Raw genomic sequence first — 13,092 nt, forward strand, 5'->3', positions numbered from 1 at the left:
TTTTTTGTGAGGAGCAAGCGCAAAATGAAGGTACTCGTGCCTGTCAAACGCGTGATTGACTATAATGTGAAAGTTCGCGTGAAAGCGGACGGTAGCGGTGTTGATCTCGCCAATGTCAAAATGTCGATGAACCCGTTCGACGAAATCGCTGTGGAAGAAGCGATTCGCCTGAAAGAAGCAGGCAAGGCTGACGAAATCGTTGCGGTTTCGATTGGCGTCAAGCAATCGCAGGAAACCCTGCGCACCGCACTGGCCATGGGCGCTGACCGCGCCATTCTGGTTGTTGCCGCCGATGACGTCCATCAAGACATCGAACCGCTGGCCGTTGCCAAGATCCTGGCCAAAGTGGTCGAGGAAGAGCAACCCGGCATCGTTTTGGCTGGTAAGCAAGCGATCGACAACGACATGAACGCTACCGGTCAGATGCTGTCGGCCCTGCTGGGCTGGTCGCAAGGCACCTTCGCGTCCGAGCTGGACATCGAAGGCGACAGCGCCAAGATCACCCGTGAAGTAGACGGCGGCCTGCAGACCATCAGCGTCAAGATGCCGACCATCGTCACTGTTGACCTGCGCTTGAACGAGCCGCGCTATGCGTCTCTGCCGAACATTATGAAGGCGAAGAAAAAGCCGCTGGACGAGAAAACCGCCGCCGATTACGGCGTCGACGTCACACCGCGTTTGGAAGTTGTCAAAACCGAAGAGCCGCCGGCACGTGCTGCTGGTATCGTCGTCGGCTCGGTTGATGAGCTGGTCGAGAAACTCAAAGAAGCGGGGGCTGTGTAATGGCTGTTCTTCTTCTCGCAGAAGTCAACAACGGCGAACTGGCGATGGACGCCACCGCCAAGGCTGTCACTGCCGCAAAGGCACTGGGTGACATCACCGTTCTGGCCGCGGGCGGTTCTGCCGCTGCTGCCGGTGAGGCCGCCGCCAAGATCGACGGTGTGTCCAAGGTACTGGTTGCCGAAGACGCGTCGCTGGGTCACCGCCTGGCTGAATCGACCGCGGCCCTGATCGTGGGTCTGGCTGATGGTTACGAGCACATCGTTGCGCCTGCCACCACCGACGCCAAGAACGTGATGCCGCGCGTTGCAGCCCTGCTGGACGCGATGGTGATCTCGGATGCATCCGGCGTGGTTGACGGCTCGACTTTTGAGCGTCCGATCTACGCGGGCAACGCGATCCAGACCGTCAAATCGAACGACGCCAAGAAAGTCGTCACCTTCCGTACCGCGTCCTTTGACGCGGCTGGCGAAGGCGGCTCGGCCGCTGTCGAGACCATCTCAGTCGGCGAAAACCCGGGCCTGTCTTCGTGGGTCGAGGACAAGGTTGCCGCAAGCGACCGTCCGGAACTGACTTCGGCTGGCGTTGTTGTCTCGGGCGGCCGTGGTGTCGGCTCGGAAGAGGACTTCAAACTGATTGAAGGTCTTGCTGACAAGCTAGGCGCCGCTGTTGGCGCATCGCGCGCCGCCGTGGACTCGGGCTATGCACCGAACGACTGGCAGGTCGGTCAGACCGGTAAGGTTGTTGCACCCGATCTGTATGTCGCGATCGGCATCTCGGGCGCGATTCAACACTTGGCTGGTATGAAAGACTCGAAAGTCATCGTTGCGATCAACAAGGACGAAGAAGCGCCGATCTTCCAGGTTGCGGATTTCGGACTGGTTGCAGATCTGTTCCAGGCCGTGCCTGAACTGACCGAGAAACTCGGCTAACCGCTGGTCTAGCTTTTTCATCGCGAATTTTGGAAAGGCCCGCCAATTGGCGGGCCTTTTTTAATGCAAATTGCGTATACGCCGCATCAAAGCTGCCGCAATCGCCCGATGGGCAGCTGGGCCAATCATGTGCTCTGCCATTGGCTGTTGCAGTGTGCCGAACAACATATCCTCGATCTCATCAGACTGGCCGCACACATGTGTTTTGACGTCGACGATATCCGCGCAGGGTTTGCCAACGGTTTTGATCATCTGATCCGTTACGCCGACATTAGCGCTGTCAATATGATGCGCGCCCAGTTCTCCTCGAAGGACGTGTAGGCGCAAGAGGATCACCGGAATTTCCAGGCTTTGAAGAAATTTACCGATCTTCCGAACCCAGTTTCGGCGCAATTCGTCCAGAACAACTTCGATGCGTGCGTCGCGAACCTTTTCCAGGCAGCTCATCAGGTGGCGCACGAAATGAACCTCGGTGAAGTCGATTTCGGGATACAGACTGATCAAATCCTTCGTTGGCGCCAGAAATCGGTCATTGCGCCTGGAATGAACGCGATAGAAATGGTTGGACTGTCCAAGAAGCCTTGGCGCCTGCATGACGCACAGATCTGCGCCTCTTAGCAAATCGCATAACCCCCTATCATCGCACAGCGCATCGACGCCGCTGAACAGGCATCCAAAGTTCAGAACGCGTCTTTCAAGCCCGTCTTCGAGAATAGCTGAGAATGGTCGGTCGACGAATCGCCCAAATGTCTCATCCCCGCCGACGCAGGCCGCGTAAGGTTGATCCAGAACACGCCGAGCGCCACGAAACCACAGCCGCGATCCGTCATATTGGCATACCTCATGCCCAGGTCCCCCCGAGCCTGTTTGATAATAGCTCATATCACTCACCCATTTTTTACCCGGTTGCCATCTTGCAGCCGCAAGTCTTGAGAAAATCCTAATGTGCGCATTTGAAGCAAAATCGAACAGTCGGATCCCCTTGCCGCCCGCCCCGATCTGTCGATACTGTCGCCGTATCCCGAGACACAAAGGCACCTGAACATGGATGTAAAATCGGTCGGAGTGATTGGCGCAGGTCAGATGGGCAATGGCATTGCTCATGTTCTGGCGCTGGCGGAGTATGACGTTCTGCTGAACGATGTCTCGCAGGACGCGCTGGACAGCGCCGTGGCGACGATTGAAGGCAATCTGGCCCGTCAGGCCTCAAAAGGCAAAATCTCGGACGAAATGATGCAAGCCACGCTGAGCCGGATCAACACGACGTTGGAGCTGCCCCAGTTGGGTCAGACCGATCTGGTGATCGAAGCCGCAACCGAGCGGGAAGCAATCAAACAGGCGATTTTCGAAGACCTGCAGCCGCATCTTCTGCCCCATACGATTCTGACATCCAATACGTCCTCAATCTCGATTACCCGCCTGGCCAGCCGAACGGATCGGCCGGAACGCTTCATGGGGTTCCACTTTATGAACCCGGTGCCCGTGATGCAGCTGGTCGAGCTGATCCGGGGGATTGCCACGGATGAAGAGACGTTCAAATCGTGTAAGGCGGTTGTGGACCGGCTTGGCAAAACCGCAGCAAGCGCGGAAGACTTCCCAGCCTTCATCGTGAACCGCATTCTGATGCCGATGATCAATGAGGCTGTCTACACCCTCTACGAAGGGGTCGGCAGCGTGCAGTCGATTGACCAATCGATGCGGCTGGGTGCAAACCACCCGATGGGGCCACTGGAACTGGCTGATTTCATCGGGCTGGACACTTGCCTGGCGATCATGAACGTGTTGCATGACGGATTGGCAGACACCAAGTACCGGCCTTGTCCACTGTTGACGAAATACGTCGAAGCCGGCTGGTTGGGCCGCAAGACCGAACGCGGGTTTTATGACTACAGAGGTGAAACTCCGGTCCCAACGCGCTAGAGGGGCCAGCCCCCTCGACCGGCTTTCATCCGGGTTCACCCCCGGGATTTTTTCAGCCAGATGAAGAGCGGATCAGGGATTGCGTGATTTACCAAGCGCCATTGTGCGCTTTCTTAGCCACGCCATGAAACCGCGCGGATCACTTTCCAACAGCTTCATTTCCTCGTCCGAAATCGGTTCGCCAATCACCGGAGATTGCGGTTTGTTGCAAGAGCGGACGATCTCATGCAACAGCAGCCCCTGCCGTAAGATCGGCGACAGCTTGTTGGCAATCTGATAGGCGCGCGAATTGCTGCCGGGGAAGAAAATCGGAACCACCTGCGCGCCAGATCGGCGGATCATCTTGGCGGTAAACACATTCCATTCCTGCTCTTGCGCAGGACCGAACCAGTCGTCCGAGGACATCACCACACCTGACGGGAACAGAGCAACAACGCCACCTTCCTTCAGGTGTTCCATCGCCTTGCCGCGCATCTCAAGCATTTTGGTTTGCGCTTCGGGGTCGTGTGGAAAGGGAACCGGGATCATGAACGAGGTCGCCGCCTCGTCCAACCCGGTCAGGACAGAACGGGTCAAGATACGATAGTCATTGCGAACCTGTCCGATCAGTTCCGCCAGAATCATACCGTCGACCATGCCATGCGGGTGGTTGGCCACGACAACTACGGGTCCGGTTTTCGGGATATTTGCAAACTGTTCCTTCGGAGTAGTGAGGTTGATGCCCATAACCTCAAGCGCGCCGCCCCAGAACCGCTGGCCGCGATAGTATTCGTTCTTCTTCTCGAACTTGTTGACCATCCGCAGGATAGTCAGCTTACCCGTACACCATTCAATGGCGCGGATGGCTGTAGACGTCCAGACATCGTCGAAGGAGTTCGCGTAGGTCAGGGTTCTGCGATCATAGATTTCGCCCTGATCTTCTGCCCCGTCCACCACCGGGCCTGTCTTGGTCTCGTGCGTCGTTTGCGCCAATTCCTGGTTTTCCCGTTCTTCGTATCGCGACTGGCAGGATCAGAACCCTTCCCCGAACTTTCCGTTCACAAGGGTTTCTAATGCATCCGCCAACGCCTCAGCATCCGGTCCGGACGTCTCGACGTCAATAGTCGTTCCGCGAGACGCTGCCAACATCAAAAGACCCATGATGCTGTCCCCTGATGCAGAAAGCCCGTCTTTGGACACCTCTGCCTGGGCGTCAAACCCCTCGACCACTTCGACCAGCTTAGCCGAGGCGCGGGCGTGCAGGCCTTTTTCATTGATTATTTTCAAGCTTCGGTTGGTCATTCTTAATCAATCCGGTCTTAATCCAACGTCACGTTTTGGGCATTGATATACTTGCGTCCAGCCTCCATAGCCCGCCGAACCGCATCCCCGATCGGCAGGTGGCGACTTTTGGCCAATTTTATCAGCATAGGCAGATTTGCACCGTAGAGGATACGGCGGTCCTGCGGGGTGCAGGCCTTCAGACTCAGATTCGACGGGCTGCCGCCAAACAGATCCGTGACAACAACCACACCGTCGCCGACATCCACACCGTCAGCGGCGGTGCAGATTTCCGACTGCTTGGCTTCCCGGTCGTGGTCAGCCTCGATCGAGATTGCGGCCAGGCCCGGTTGCTTTCCGACAACATGCTGCATTGCGGCCAGATATTCCTGAGCCAGCCCGCCATGTGCTACGAGTACGATCCCGATCAATCCGGCCTCTCATTCAACGATCGACGTTCCATTTCGCGGTGCCTAATTGCCACTTGCTGCCCCTCCTGTGCAAGGGCCTTTGCGACCGCTTCTGCGGTTGCGACCGATCTGTGTTGCCCTCCGGTACACCCAAATGCCACCGAAAGGTGCGCTTTGCCTTCGGCGCGGTAAGCGGGCAACAACAATTTCAGCAGATCGACAACGCGGTCGAAAAACGGCGCGTAATTCGCGTCAGACTGTACATAGCGCGCCACGTCCGGGTTTCGACCATCTTCGGCCCGCAATTCCGGACGCCAATAGGGGTTGGCCAGAAACCTGCAGTCAAAAACCATGTCCAACCCATGCGGCAAGCCGCGTTTGTACGAAAAAGACTCGATGGATACCGCCAGATGTCGGCCGCCTTCTGGAGCGAACCAATGCTCGACCTCCTTGCGCAACTGGTGAACGTTGATCTGGCTGGTGTCGATCAGAATGTCGGCAATTTCACGGATCGGGGCCAACAGCTCTTTTTCCTGCAGCACACCGGCTTCAGGACCTGCGTTGGCCGCAACGGGATGGCGTCTTCGGGTTTCCGAGAACCGCTGCAGCAGCACTTCGTTTCGGCAATCAAGATAGAGAACCGTAAGCTCGACCTGCTCGGTCCGCCGCAGCCGCATAACAAGATCAATGAACCCAATGGTCGAGAAATCGCGATTTCGGGCATCGATGCCCAATGCCATGGGCCGATCGTTTTCCGGACCGTCCAACAAGCGCATCAAAAGGCCCATCGGCAAATTGTCGATGGCCTCGAACCCCAAATCTTCAAGCACACGGATCGCCGTCGTCCGCCCAGCGCCCGAAGGACCGGTGATCAAAACGATCCGCCGCTGTTGTTTCATTTGCTGGGCCATTCCGGGTTTACGCGCCCCATTTTCATCAGTTGCATCAATGCTGAAGCCAAATTGGGAACGCCGCTACCGCGAAGCAAGGGGATTGTTTGCCTCAGGGCTCGGATCGAGATCGGATCTGGCAAACGTGCTTCTTCCCTTTGGTCCAGATCCACCACATATCGCAAATCCACGGGTCCTACGGGTGGCGCGCGCAACAATCCGATACCGCGGGCCTCAACAACGCCGCGGATATTCGGGGCCGCATCAGCGGTCACTTCACCGCCGCTATTGTGTAAAGCCACGCGGTCATCACCGACAAGTTCGGCACCCAGCGCCATCATCTGCAAGACCAGCGCGGATTTTCCCGCCCCTGCCGCGCCAACAATCAGCAGACCGCGCCCGCCGACAGCCACACAACTGGCGTGGAGTATGGCACTGTCCTGTTCTTCCAAATCATAAATTGACGGGGCGTTCATAATTTACACAGGCAACCCGACAACAAATCGCGCACCCAGCGGGTCCGAGGTGATATCGGCGTCGGTTGGTCGGATGTTCTCAGCCCAGATCACACCACCATGTGCTTCGACAATCTGCTTTGAGATTGCCAGCCCCAGGCCCGAGTTGTTTCCGAAGTGTTCGGCGGGACGCTCGGAATAGAACCTTTTGAAGACCTTGGTCAGGGCTTGTTCAGGAATACCGGGGCCGGTGTCTTCGACCACGACCAGCACCCTGTTTTCGCGCCGTCGGACCCAGACACGGATCGCATCGCTTTCCTCGCAGAACGAGGTGGCATTGGTAATCAGGTTGACAAAAACCTGCGCCAGCCGCGCCTCCAGCCCGTTGATTACGATCGGATTGGGCGGCAGATCCGTTATATAGTCGATGCCCTTTGCCCGCGCATCTTCACCCAGATACTGGCTGATATTGCCAACCAGCTTCACCAGATCAAACGGCTGTTCTTCTTCCTTGACCAGTTCGGCATCCAGACGGGACGCGTTCGAGATATCGCTGACCAAACGGTCCAGACGGCGAACATCATGTTCGATCACACCCATCAGCTTTTCACGTTGGTCATCGCGTTTGACCATTCGTAACGTGCCCACGGCAGACTGAAGGCTGGCCAGAGGGTTCTTGATCTCATGCGCGACATCAGCGGCGAACTGTTCGTTCGCGTCAATTCGGTTATAAAGCGCGGTGACCATACCCCGCAGCGCGCGGCTGAGCAGACCGATTTCATCCGGACGCGCGGTCAGGTCTGGGATGCGGATACGGCCGGGGTTCACTCCGGCGCCCCGGTCCTTACCCAGTTCGGCGGCCGCCGCAAGATCCGCCAACGGGTTTGCGATGGTAGAGGCGAGAACAAGGCTAAGTCCGATCGACACAAGAAGCGCGACAACAAACATCTGAAGGATGCGCTCCTGCTCGCGACGGGCGAGGGCGTCAATCTCTCCGGATGGCCCGGCCATGGCAACGGCCCCTACCGCGACGCCATCTTGCAGGATCGGGGCGGCTGCAACAATGACCGTTTCGCCAAAGTCATCCTTGACGGCCTGCACCTGCATCTGCCCCTGCAGCGCGCCGGGAACTATGGTCTGAACCCGTTGCGCCAGAGTAGGCGCTTCGCTGGGTTCTGTGGAGGTGAACACGCGCGACAAACCCGTCCACACGGCGTTCAAGGCGTCGCTGATCAAGGTACTGCCGGTCTGAACCTCGGACTCGGACGCTAGCAGCGCCTGCTCGGATGCTGCGCCACGCGCCCATCCAATCAGAGTTCCCCGTTCGTCATAGACAAAGACCTCGCCCCCTTGGGGCAATGTGAGGCCCTCCAGCGTGTCCTTTACGTCCAGTGTGCCGGCATCCTGTGACAGGCCGGATGCTGTCTGGCGCAACTGTGCTTCGAACACGTTGCTGACCAACTGCGCATCCCCGATCAGATTGCGCGCGGTCTGCTGAACCTGCTCATCACGGGAATCGTCCAGATACAGCAACCCTGTGACAAGGATCACCAAGGCGATCAGGTTGAGCGTGATGATCTTGCGCGCAAGTGGCGAGCCGCGCATTGCAAAGAAGCCGCGGCGGCGGCGCGCGTGCCGAAGTTCGGCTGACTCGGGATCCTGCGGGATGACCCAATCATCCCCCAGAACGACATCACCGTCCCGCAATTCGCTGGCTTGTTCCGTATCGCGCACGAGACTTGGTTACCCCTAGTATTTGGCCACGCCTATTCTTCGTTGTACCTGTACCCAATTCCGTACAGTGTTTCGATCGCCGAAAACTCGGGATCTGCGGCGCGCATTTTCTTGCGCAGCCGCTTGATGTGGCTGTCGATCGTACGGTCGTCTACATAGACCTGATCATCATAGGCCACATCCATCAGCTGATCGCGGCTTTTGACAAAGCCCGGTCGCTGAGCCAACGCTTGCAACAACAGAAACTCGGTGACGGTCAAAGATACGTCCGAGCCCTTCCAGCTGACCGCATGGCGCAGAGGATCCATCCGCAGATCGCCGCGTTCCATAACCTTGGCGTCACCTGTGTTGGCGGTTGCCACATCGCCAGTTGTCGCCTCTTGCCGGCGCAGCAGCGCGCGGATGCGTTCAACCAGAAGACGCTGGGAAAAGGGTTTCTTGACGTAGTCGTCCGCGCCCATGCGCAGGCCAAGAACCTCATCTATTTCGTCATCTTTGGAGGTAAGGAATATCACCGGCATCTGAGTTTTCTGCCGCAGCCGCTGCAACAGATCCATCCCATCCATCCGCGGCATCTTAATATCCAGAACAGCCATATCAGGCAGTTTCTTGTTGAAAGCGTCCAGCGCCGCCTGCCCATCATTATAAGTTTCAACCTCGAACCCTTCGGCTTCGAGTGTCATGGATACGGACGTCAGAATATTTCTGTCGTCGTCCACCAATGCAATCTTCGACATCGGGTTAACCCCTATTCCTGCTCACTCACGCAATAATTCGCTTATTAGTAGGGCATCTTTGTCGTTTTTATGGCCGCGAATCAATCCGTATCTGCGAATCGTGAGATTGTTGTCACACAGATGCGGCAAAAAAGCCGTTAATGCGCGCGGAAAAGCGCCTTGTTTTCCGACAGGAAATTAGTGGTGGCGCTAAACTTTAACTTGGTTGCGCTAACTGCGCCAAACCGTCCTGTTCATGCCCCAAACGACCATGTTAAGACCCGCTTATCCGCCGGTTTTTCCCGGTATACTGCCCCAAGTGCGCCCCCCGGCCCAACCGCCGACGCGCCGCCACAGGAGAAGAAACGCATGACATCTGGACGGGTTAACCCGCAATTCCGCCTCGAAGATCAGGGCATCGAGGGTCTGGGCAATGTCTATTACAACTTCATGGAACCGGCGCTGATCGAAGAAGCGCTGAAGCGCGGCGAAGGCACTCTTGGCAATGGCGGCGCATTCCTGGTCACCACCGGCAAATTCACCGGCCGTTCGCCCAAGGACAAACACGTCGTCAAAACCGACAGTGTTGCCGACACAATCTGGTGGGAAAACAACGCCGCGATGACCCCCGAAGGGTTTGACGCGCTGTATGCCGATATGATCGAGCATATGAAGGGCCGTGACTACTTTGTGCAGGATCTTGTCGGCGGCGCCGATCCCGCCTATTCGATCAATGTGCGCATGGTCACCGAACTGGCATGGCACAACCTGTTCATCCGCCACTTGCTGCGCCGTCCGGATCGCGAAGATCTGGAAGAGTTCATTGCAGATTTCACCGTCATCAACTGCCCCAGCTTCCAGGCCGACCCGGCCAAGCATGGCTGCCACAGTGAGACCGTGATTGCGCTGAACTTCGACCGCAAGCTGATCCTGATTGGCGGCACCGAGTACGCGGGGGAGAACAAAAAGTCTGTCTTCACCCTGCTGAACTACATGCTGCCCGAAAAAGGCGTAATGCCGATGCATTGCTCGGCCAACCACGCCGTTGGCAACCCGGTCGACACCGCGGTGTTCTTTGGCCTGTCCGGCACTGGCAAGACCACCCTGTCGGCAGACCCTGCCCGCACGTTGATCGGCGATGACGAGCATGGCTGGTCGGATCGCGGCACCTTCAACTTCGAAGGCGGTTGCTATGCCAAGACCATCAATCTGAACGCCGAAGCCGAGCCGGAGATCTACGCGACCACCAGCAAATTCGGTACTGTGATCGAGAACATGGTCTTTGACCCCGAAACCAAGGAATTGGATTTCGAGGATGACTCGCTGACTGCAAACATGCGCTGCGCCTATCCGCTGGAGTATATCTCGAACGCCTCGAGCAGCGCGCTGGGTGGGCATCCCAAGAACATCATCATGCTGACTTGTGACGCATTTGGTGTCCTTCCTCCGATCGCGCGGCTGACCCCAGCACAGGCGATGTATCACTTTCTGTCGGGCTTCACCTCGAAAGTAGCGGGTACAGAGCGTGGCGTCACCGAGCCTCAGCCCACCTTCTCAACCTGCTTCGGCGCGCCCTTCATGCCGCGTCGCCCGGAAGAATACGGCAACCTGTTGCGCGACAAGATCGCCCAGCATGGTGCGACTTGCTGGCTGGTGAACACTGGCTGGACAGGTGGTGCCTATGGTGTCGGCAGCCGTATGCCAATCCGCGCGACCCGCGCGTTGCTGACAGCTGCCTTGGAAGGATCGCTGCGCGACGCCGAATTCCGCAAGGACGCCAATTTCGGATTTGACGTCCCGGTCTCCGTGCCCGGTGTGGCCGAAGTTCTGCTGGATCCGCGCCGCACCTGGGATGATCAGGCCGCATTCGACAAGCAAGCGGAAAAACTGGTGCAGATGTTTGCAGAGAACTTTGAGCAGTACCTGCCCTTTATTGATGATGACATCAAAGCCGTAGCAATCGGTTGATATCCAAAGGGGGCGGTTTTCGCCCCTTTTCTTTTCTCCGGGCGAGTAACCTTTCTGCAATCTTCCTGTGGTTGTATAATGCACCAAGCATATACAAATTCATTGCCCGCTGCAGCAGATTGCAGTACTTCACTGTGTCATTATGACGTAAAAGCCCGGCGCTTGCGCACCGGGCGGGAAGTAAAAAGACCTTGGGGACACTCAATAAGCGCGCACTCACATTCGCGATTTGAGCAACCTAATCAGGTATCTAGTTTAATCCATCGGGGATGGGTGTCAATATGAGACATGCTGGAAAAATTCTGTTTCAGCGAGTTTCTAACTTTCGCTCCAGCGCGAAAGGCGGCAAGGAAAACAACAGGTAGGCAAATGACGGAAATCTCGAAACTGACCGAACTTCGCAAACTGATGCAAAGTATGGAACGGACCCTTGGACTGGAACAACTCTCTCCGGTTGAGCGTGACATTTACTACGCGGCCGAAGAATTGTCGAAAGCCGATCAAGAAGTCCGCACCTTCGGTCTGATCGAGCACACCCTTGTTCAGAGCGTCTCGCGCCCGACATTCTTCCGCGCGCTGAAATCGCTGGTTCAAAAGGGCTATCTGTCCCAAAGCGGCAATGCCAACCGGGGGCGGTATATCGTACATGCGCCCAGGTGACACCGCCAACCTGCGTGTTGATGGCTAATCATCGTGCGCAGATGGGCCTCTGACACTTTCTTCGCCTCACTGGCTTACATAGTTGCATCATTCCTCACCTTTGAGGTCTTGATGCCGCTGCAAAACGTGTTCTTTCCGGAATATCCAAGCCGGGCCAGCCTGCTGTTCCTACCTCACGGGGTTCGGGTCCTGGCGGCGTGGCTATTAGGGTGGCGTGCGATTTTCGCATTGTTGCCGGGCGTCTTTGCAGTCTTTGCATTCCTGGGGGGTGCGGATGTCTTTTTGCCCAGCCGCTTGTTGGCAATTGTCATCGCGGTCACAACGGTTCCCACCGTGTTCTACTTGCTCAAGTGGGCAGGTTGGGACTTGTTCCCCAGACCCGATCGCAAACCCTGCTGGTTGTGCGTCATGGGTGTCGGCGTGATCACGTCGTTCTTGGCATCCGCTATGACAAACATGAGTTTTGGCAGCGCAGGGGTAGAGTACATCGCCTTTCTGATCGGCGATATCTCAGGGCTGTTTTTCCTGATGCTGGGGCTTTACTTCGCGTTTCGGTATATGGACCGCAGAACTTAACCCATCAGACCGCGGCGCAGCAGGTTCAATCCAGCGGCCAACAGCACAACCAAAGTTACTTTGCGAAACAACGCCTGATCGATTCTCGATTGCAACTGCATACCCACCCACATCCCGATCACTGCTGGAGCGATCAGAGCAGCCGAGAACGGCGCCGTGTCGGCCCGCAGGATACCTGATCCCATATGGGCGACCATCAAGGCAATTGCGCCCAGCCCATAGATAACCCCCTGTACCCGCATTTGCACGGCTTTCGGTGTGTTCAGGGCCGTCAGGTACGCCACCGTTGGCGGCCCCCAAATACCAGACATACCGCCCACAAATCCTGCGACGGCCCCAATGAGAACCTCAACACGGGCCGATGGTTCTTTCAGCACCAGTTTCACACCCAGGACCTGGATCAAGGCAAAGAAGGTGATTGGAACGCCGATCATCAACAGGAAGGTCGATGTCGGCACCAAAGTGACCAGCTTGGCTCCGGCCAGAAGGAACACCAAGCCCACAATCAGAAATATACGAAACTCCCTGACCGACGACACGGCCGCGGAAACACCCTGTCCCAAAGCCTGAAAGACATTAGTTACCAGTGTCGGAAGGATCAGACCCGCGATGGCCAACTCGGGCGGCAGAAAGACACTCAACCCTGAAACCATAACCATCGGCATGGCAAAACCGACGATACCTTTGACCCACCCTGCCAGAAACGCAACGCTCAGAGCCAGCAGAAGATCCTGTGGAGGTAATAAAGAAAACAATGTCATGGCCCCCTGATATCATTCCTGACGGGCGCT

15 protein-coding genes are annotated in these 13,092 nt (G+C 56.9%); 6 read left to right on the forward strand and 9 right to left on the reverse strand.

Annotation, left to right across the window (positions count from 1 at the left end):
- Positions 1-24 precede the first annotated feature (24 nt).
- Together AC2FI9_RS09460 and AC2FI9_RS09465 are read left to right on the forward strand one after the other, a co-directional pair.
- Positions 25-783: an electron transfer flavoprotein subunit beta/FixA family protein gene (locus tag AC2FI9_RS09460; RefSeq protein WP_058278923.1), complete on the forward strand. Its 759-nt coding sequence runs from the start codon at positions 25-27 to the stop codon at positions 781-783.
- On the forward strand, positions 783-1,712 hold the full coding sequence (locus AC2FI9_RS09465; protein ID WP_496737205.1) for an electron transfer flavoprotein subunit alpha/FixB family protein: 930 nt from the start codon (positions 783-785) through the stop codon (positions 1,710-1,712). Before AC2FI9_RS09460 ends, AC2FI9_RS09465 begins: the two co-directional genes overlap by 1 nt.
- Positions 1,713-1,772: 60 nt before the next feature.
- On the opposite strand, the gene AC2FI9_RS09470 is transcribed toward AC2FI9_RS09465, so the two are convergent.
- Positions 1,773-2,594 (reverse strand): DUF6473 family protein, encoded by an 822-nt coding sequence (locus AC2FI9_RS09470; protein ID WP_496767164.1) that lies wholly within the window; start codon positions 2,592-2,594, stop codon positions 1,773-1,775.
- 162 nt (positions 2,595-2,756) lie between these two features.
- Here AC2FI9_RS09470 and AC2FI9_RS09475 point away from each other — a divergent pair, with 162 nt between their 5' ends.
- Complete coding sequence (locus AC2FI9_RS09475; RefSeq protein WP_058273257.1) at positions 2,757-3,632, forward strand: 3-hydroxybutyryl-CoA dehydrogenase; 876 nt, start codon at positions 2,757-2,759, stop codon at positions 3,630-3,632.
- 72 nt (positions 3,633-3,704) lie between these two features.
- On the opposite strand, the gene AC2FI9_RS09480 is transcribed toward AC2FI9_RS09475, so the two are convergent.
- From AC2FI9_RS09480 to AC2FI9_RS09510, 7 genes are read right to left on the reverse strand one after another with little or no spacing between them, the layout of a single operon-like run.
- On the reverse strand, positions 3,705-4,604 hold the full coding sequence (locus AC2FI9_RS09480) for a lysophospholipid acyltransferase family protein (RefSeq protein WP_496727082.1): 900 nt from the start codon (positions 4,602-4,604) through the stop codon (positions 3,705-3,707).
- 39 nt (positions 4,605-4,643) lie between these two features.
- Positions 4,644-4,913: an HPr family phosphocarrier protein gene (locus AC2FI9_RS09485; RefSeq protein ID WP_058273259.1), complete on the reverse strand. Its 270-nt coding sequence runs from the start codon at positions 4,911-4,913 to the stop codon at positions 4,644-4,646.
- A gap of 17 nt (positions 4,914-4,930) precedes the next feature.
- Entirely contained in the window at positions 4,931-5,323 is a 393-nt protein-coding gene (locus AC2FI9_RS09490; protein ID WP_170561187.1) for a PTS sugar transporter subunit IIA, read from the reverse strand.
- Positions 5,320-6,201, reverse strand: coding sequence for an RNase adapter RapZ (gene rapZ, locus AC2FI9_RS09495; RefSeq protein WP_496740303.1), 882 nt, complete (start codon positions 6,199-6,201; stop codon positions 5,320-5,322). The genes AC2FI9_RS09490 and rapZ overlap by 4 nt, the downstream gene beginning before the upstream one ends.
- Positions 6,198-6,668 (reverse strand): HPr kinase/phosphorylase, encoded by a 471-nt coding sequence (locus AC2FI9_RS09500; RefSeq protein ID WP_496727079.1) that lies wholly within the window; start codon positions 6,666-6,668, stop codon positions 6,198-6,200. Before AC2FI9_RS09500 ends, rapZ begins: the two co-directional genes overlap by 4 nt.
- A gap of 3 nt (positions 6,669-6,671) precedes the next feature.
- Positions 6,672-8,381: a sensor histidine kinase gene (locus AC2FI9_RS09505; RefSeq protein WP_496727078.1), complete on the reverse strand. Its 1,710-nt coding sequence runs from the start codon at positions 8,379-8,381 to the stop codon at positions 6,672-6,674.
- Positions 8,382-8,413: 32 nt separating this feature from the next.
- Positions 8,414-9,118: a response regulator transcription factor gene (locus AC2FI9_RS09510; RefSeq protein ID WP_496727077.1), complete on the reverse strand. Its 705-nt coding sequence runs from the start codon at positions 9,116-9,118 to the stop codon at positions 8,414-8,416.
- Between the two features lie 348 nt (positions 9,119-9,466).
- Between AC2FI9_RS09510 and AC2FI9_RS09515 the strand changes: the two genes are divergently transcribed.
- The 3 genes from AC2FI9_RS09515 (at position 9,467) to AC2FI9_RS09525 (ending at position 12,301) form a co-directional block, all read left to right on the forward strand.
- Complete coding sequence (locus tag AC2FI9_RS09515) at positions 9,467-11,065, forward strand: phosphoenolpyruvate carboxykinase (protein ID WP_496767165.1); 1,599 nt, start codon at positions 9,467-9,469, stop codon at positions 11,063-11,065.
- A 369-nt stretch (positions 11,066-11,434) separates the two neighbouring features.
- Positions 11,435-11,725, forward strand: a complete 291-nt coding sequence (locus AC2FI9_RS09520; protein WP_058273655.1) for a hypothetical protein — start codon at positions 11,435-11,437, stop codon at positions 11,723-11,725.
- Between the two features lie 111 nt (positions 11,726-11,836).
- Complete coding sequence (locus AC2FI9_RS09525) at positions 11,837-12,301, forward strand: hypothetical protein (protein WP_496727075.1); 465 nt, start codon at positions 11,837-11,839, stop codon at positions 12,299-12,301.
- Here AC2FI9_RS09525 and AC2FI9_RS09530 read toward each other — a convergent pair.
- Positions 12,298-13,062, reverse strand: coding sequence for a sulfite exporter TauE/SafE family protein (locus AC2FI9_RS09530; protein WP_496727074.1), 765 nt, complete (start codon positions 13,060-13,062; stop codon positions 12,298-12,300). The genes AC2FI9_RS09525 and AC2FI9_RS09530 overlap by 4 nt on opposite strands.
- Positions 13,063-13,092 lie beyond the last annotated feature (30 nt).

The sequence above is a fragment of the Ruegeria sp. CDSA246 genome (assembly GCF_059611225.1).